The organism is Streptomyces sp. NPDC029014, assembly GCF_055564695.1.
This window is the reverse complement of record NZ_JBVHVT010000184.1, coordinates 1-4,401: the sequence shown is the minus strand read 5'-3', so window position 1 is coordinate 4,401 and position 4,401 is coordinate 1. Positions and strand designations below refer to the sequence as shown.

Here is a 4,401-nt window from a genome sequence, read left to right as displayed (position 1 = left end):
CGTCGAAACCCTCCACGTGCTCATCGGCGAGGAAGCCACCCTCGCACCCGTACGACTTCCCCTCCACCTCGGGATCCGGATCGAACAGGTCCAGGTCCCGCCAGCGACCCGGGAACCCGCCCACCGCGTCCCCACCGGACGCCAGCAGTTCCCAGAACGCCTCCGGCGTATCGATCCCACCCGGCAGCCGACACGCCATCGACACCACCGCGATCGGCTCGACACGGGCGGCCCGTTCAGAGTCGAGGTCCTTCTCGGCCTTGAGCAGAGCCGACGTGGCGCGCCGCAGATAGGACTCGAGCTTCTCGACGTCGGACGCGCTCATGAACTGACTCCAAACTTGTCATCAAGGAACTGAAGAAGGTCTTCGGTGGTGCTGCCGGTGTCGAGCTCGATCTGCGTGCTCTCCGGGCTCGCCGGGGCGGCGGCCCTCGCGAGCCCGCTCTTGAGGTGGTGGAAGGCCGACGTCAGGCCCTGCGTCTCCAGCTCCTCCGGTGTCACCGACCGCAGCAGCCGCACCAGGGAGTCGATCTGCTCCGTGGTCAGGGCATCGTCCGCCGCCCTGGGGGCGGGTGCCTGCGCCGCTGGCGGGGCCAGCTGCTCCAGCACGAACACCGTGATGGCGTCGGGGGTCGGGTGGTCGAAGGCGAGCGTGGCCGGCAGGGGCATGCCCGTCGCGACGCTCAGCCGCCTGCGCAGCTCCACGGCCATCAGCGAATCCAGCCCGATTTCCTTGAACACCTGGTGGGCTTCCACACCGGACGCGTCGGGCAGACCGAGCACGACCGACGCCTCGCGCTGGACCGTCTGGAGGACGGTACGCCTGCGCTCCTTGGCGGAGAGCTGCGCCAGCCTGTCCCGGAACGCGGCCGGCGGCGTCTCCGTGTCATGGGCCCGGCGCAGGCGGCTGCGCAGCAGCCCTCGGAGCAGGACGGGAACGTCCTCGCCCTTGTCCACGCCGCGTTGCAGGGCGCCGAGGTCCAGCTTGACCGGTACCAGATGCGGCTCCGGGCGGCCCAGTGCGGCCTCCAGGAGACGCAGTGCCTGCTCCGCGCTGAGGGCGCTGATGCCCTGGCGGCGCATCCGGGCCAGGTCGGCCCGGCCCAAGCCGTCGGTGAGTCCCCCACCGGCCGGTTCCCACAGTCCCCAGGCGAGGCTGGTGGCCGGCAGCCCTTCGGCGCGTCGGCGCACGGCCAGCGCGTCCAGGAAGGTGTTGGCGGCGGCGTACGTGGACTGGCCGGCCCCGCCCAGAACCCCGGCCACCGAGGAGAACAGCGCGAACAGCGACAGGTCCAGCCCCAGGTCTCGGGTGAGTTCGTGCAGGTGCAGCGCACCGGCCACCTTGGGCTCCATCACCCCCCACAGGCGGTCCGGGTCCTGGGCCGACAGGAGCCCGTCGTCCAGAGCGGCGGCCAGGTGCACCACGCCGGTCCACGGGTGGTCTTCCGGCACGGTGGCCAGGAGCTCCGCGAGCTGCTCCCGGTCCGTCACGTCACACGCTTCGATCCGTACGGTCTCGGCGCCGGCCGCCTTCAGGTGGTCCACGACGTCGGACGCGCCCGGCGCCCGCAGACCGCTCCGCGAGGTCAGGACCAGATGGCGCACCCCGTACTCGCGCACCAGGTGGCCGGCGACCTGACGTCCCAGCTCACCCGTGCCTCCAGTGATCAGGACGGTGCCCTGCGCGTCCAGCGGGCGGGGCGTCCGTTCGGCGTCGGCCGGGCCGGCGGGCCGGAGCAGGCGGGCGGCGAGGATCTCTTCGCCCCGTACCGCCAGCTCCGGCTCGCCCTCGACCGACAGCGCCCGGGACAACGTCGGCGAGTAGGCGTCCGTGTCGATCAGGCGGATCACGCGTTCGGCGTTCTCCGTCCGCGCCGAACGCAGCAGCCCCCACAGACCGGCGCGGGCGAGGTCTCGCACGCCGTCCCCGGCGTCCACCGCACCCCTGGTCACCCACACCAACTCGACCGGGTCGAGCCGGGTGTCGGAGAGCAGCCTCTGCGCCGTCACGAGCGTGTCGGCCGTCAGTTTCCGGACGACGTCGACACCTCCCTCGCCGCGGGCGTCCGACGCAACAGGTACTCCCTCAGCGTCCTGCGCGGCCGTCGCATCGACAACCAGTCGAACGGGCGGCTCCCGCCCGTCATCGAGACCGGCAACGAGAACATCCACATCAGCCACATGCTCGGCATACTCGGCTCCCCACACATTCGACAGCACACCATCACCTCCCAGCACCCAGGTGCGCACGGCTCCCTCGGAAGGCGTCGTACGCACCGGCTGGAAGCCCACTCGGTACAGGTGCTCCACGGACCGACCGGCCCGGATCTGTTCCGCACTCGCCTCGCGCAGTCGCAGTGCGCGCGCCCCGGCCACCGGGACGCCCTGCACGTCCGCCACCCACAGCCGTGCGCTGGACCGCTCGGTGTCCAGGTCGATGCGGACGCGGAGGGTGGAGCTGCCGGCGGCGTGCAGGTTCACGCCCTCCCACTCGAAGGGCAGGAGCACCCTGCGGTCGGTCTCGTCGAGGTCCCGGACGGCCTGGAGGGTGTGGAGCGCCGCGTCCAGCAGGGCGGGGTGGACCCCGTAGTCGTGGCCCTGTACGCCGTCGGGGAGACGGACCAGACCGTAGGCGGTGTCGCCCTTGCGCCACAGCTCGGTCAGGCCGCGGAACACCGGCCCGTACCCGACGCCCTGGGCGTCCAGCCGCTCGTAGAAGCCGTCCAGGGAGACCGGTTCGGCGCCGGCCACGGGCCAGGCACGCAGTTCGTCGAAGCCCTCGTCGGCGCCGTGGTCACCGGGATCCCCGTCGTCGGTCAGCCGGCCGGTGGCGTGGCACGTCCAGTTCTCCTGCTCGTTCTCCGGGCGGCCGTAGACGGTGATCGGGCGCTCACCGTTCAGCTCGGCCGCACCGACGACGACCTGGAGGTGGACGGCGGCGTCGTCGTCCAGGATCAGCGGCTCGGACAGGGTCAGTTCCCCGACCTGGTTCGCGCCGGTCTCACGCGCGGCCACCAGGGCCAGCTCCAGCAGGCCCGTACCGGGCGCCAGGACCGTACCGAAGGCGGCGTGGTCGTTCAGCCACGGATGCTGGGCGGTCGACAGCCGGCCGGTGAGCAGATGGCCCTCGCCGTTGGCCATGGCGGTGACGGCGGACAGCCACGGGTGATCGGCGGACGCGAAGCCCATCGCCTGGGCGTCGGCGGCGGGCGGCGGCGTCTCGATCCAGTACCGCTCACGCTGGAAGGCATAGGTGGGGAGGTGAACGAGGTGCCCGGAACCGGTGCCCAGGGCACGGTCCCAGTCGATCTCGTGGCCCTGGACGTGCAGCAGGGCGAGCGTCCCGAGCAGTTCGCCCAGGTCTCCCCGACCGCGCTGGAGGCTCGGCACGACGAGCTGGCTCGTCCCGGAGCACCCGTTCGTCAGGGGCATCACGAGGACGGGACTGGGGCTCACCTCGACGAAGACGCCGTACCCGTCCTCGATCAGCTTCGCCTGTGCCAGGTCGAGGCGCACCGGTTCACGGAGGTTGCGGCACCAGTAGTCGGCGTCCAGCTCGCGTCCGTCGACCGGGCCGCCGGTCACCGTGGAGTAGAACGGCACAGCGGTCGGCCGGGGCCGCAGTACGGCGAACTCCGCCCGCAGGCCGGGCAGCAGCCGGTCCATGTGAGCGCTGTGCGAGGCACACGCGGCATTGAGCTTCCCGCACGCGATGTCCTCGTCGTCGAGTTCGATCAGTACGTCCTCGATCGCGTCGACGTCACCGGAGATCACCGTCCAGCGATCGGTGTTGACCGCCGCGATCGACAGGGCCTCCCCGTACGGTGCGATGCGTTCCTGCACTTCGGCGAGGGGCAGTTCGACGACGGCCATCTCACCGTCGCCGCCCTCCGCCTGGAGCACCCGGCTGCGCAGCGCGACGATGCGGGCTCCCTCATCGACGGTGAGGGCTCCGGCGACCACCGCAGCGGCCACCTCGCCCTGGCTGTGGCCGACGACGGCCGCGGGTCCGAGCCCCAGCGACCTCCAGGCGGAGGCCAGACCGACGTACATGGCGAAGAGGGTCGGCTGGACGACGTCCAACCGGTCGAAGGGGAGGCTGTCCCGGTGCTCACCGCGCAGACGCTCGGTCACGGACCAGCCCGTGTAGGGGCGCAGGGCGTCGTCGCACGCGGCGACCGCGTCCCGGAAGGCGGGGCTCTGGTCCAGCAGGGCCGCGCCCATGCCCTCCCAGTCGGTGCCCTGTCCGGGGAAGACGAACACGGTCTTGGCTCGCTGGACAGCCGTTCCCCGTACCGACGTGGCATGCGGGGTGCCGTCGGCGAGGGCGTGGAGTGCGTCGATGGTCTGGTCGAGGGTTTCGGCGGTGACGGCGGCGCGGGTGGTGAAGTGGGTGCGGTG

At 71.8% G+C, this 4,401-nt stretch carries 2 protein-coding genes; both read right to left on the bottom strand.

The window, feature by feature from the left end; genetic code table 11:
- Positions 1–325, bottom strand: a 325-nt coding sequence (locus tag ACZ4VL_RS40150; protein ID WP_468210858.1) for a beta-ketoacyl synthase N-terminal-like domain-containing protein, incomplete at its 3' end; no start/stop codon positions are given.
- A partial coding sequence (locus tag ACZ4VL_RS40145; protein WP_468210855.1) for a type I polyketide synthase occupies positions 322–4,401 on the bottom strand: 4,080 nt, incomplete at its 5' end. The genes ACZ4VL_RS40145 and ACZ4VL_RS40150, both read right to left, overlap by 4 nt.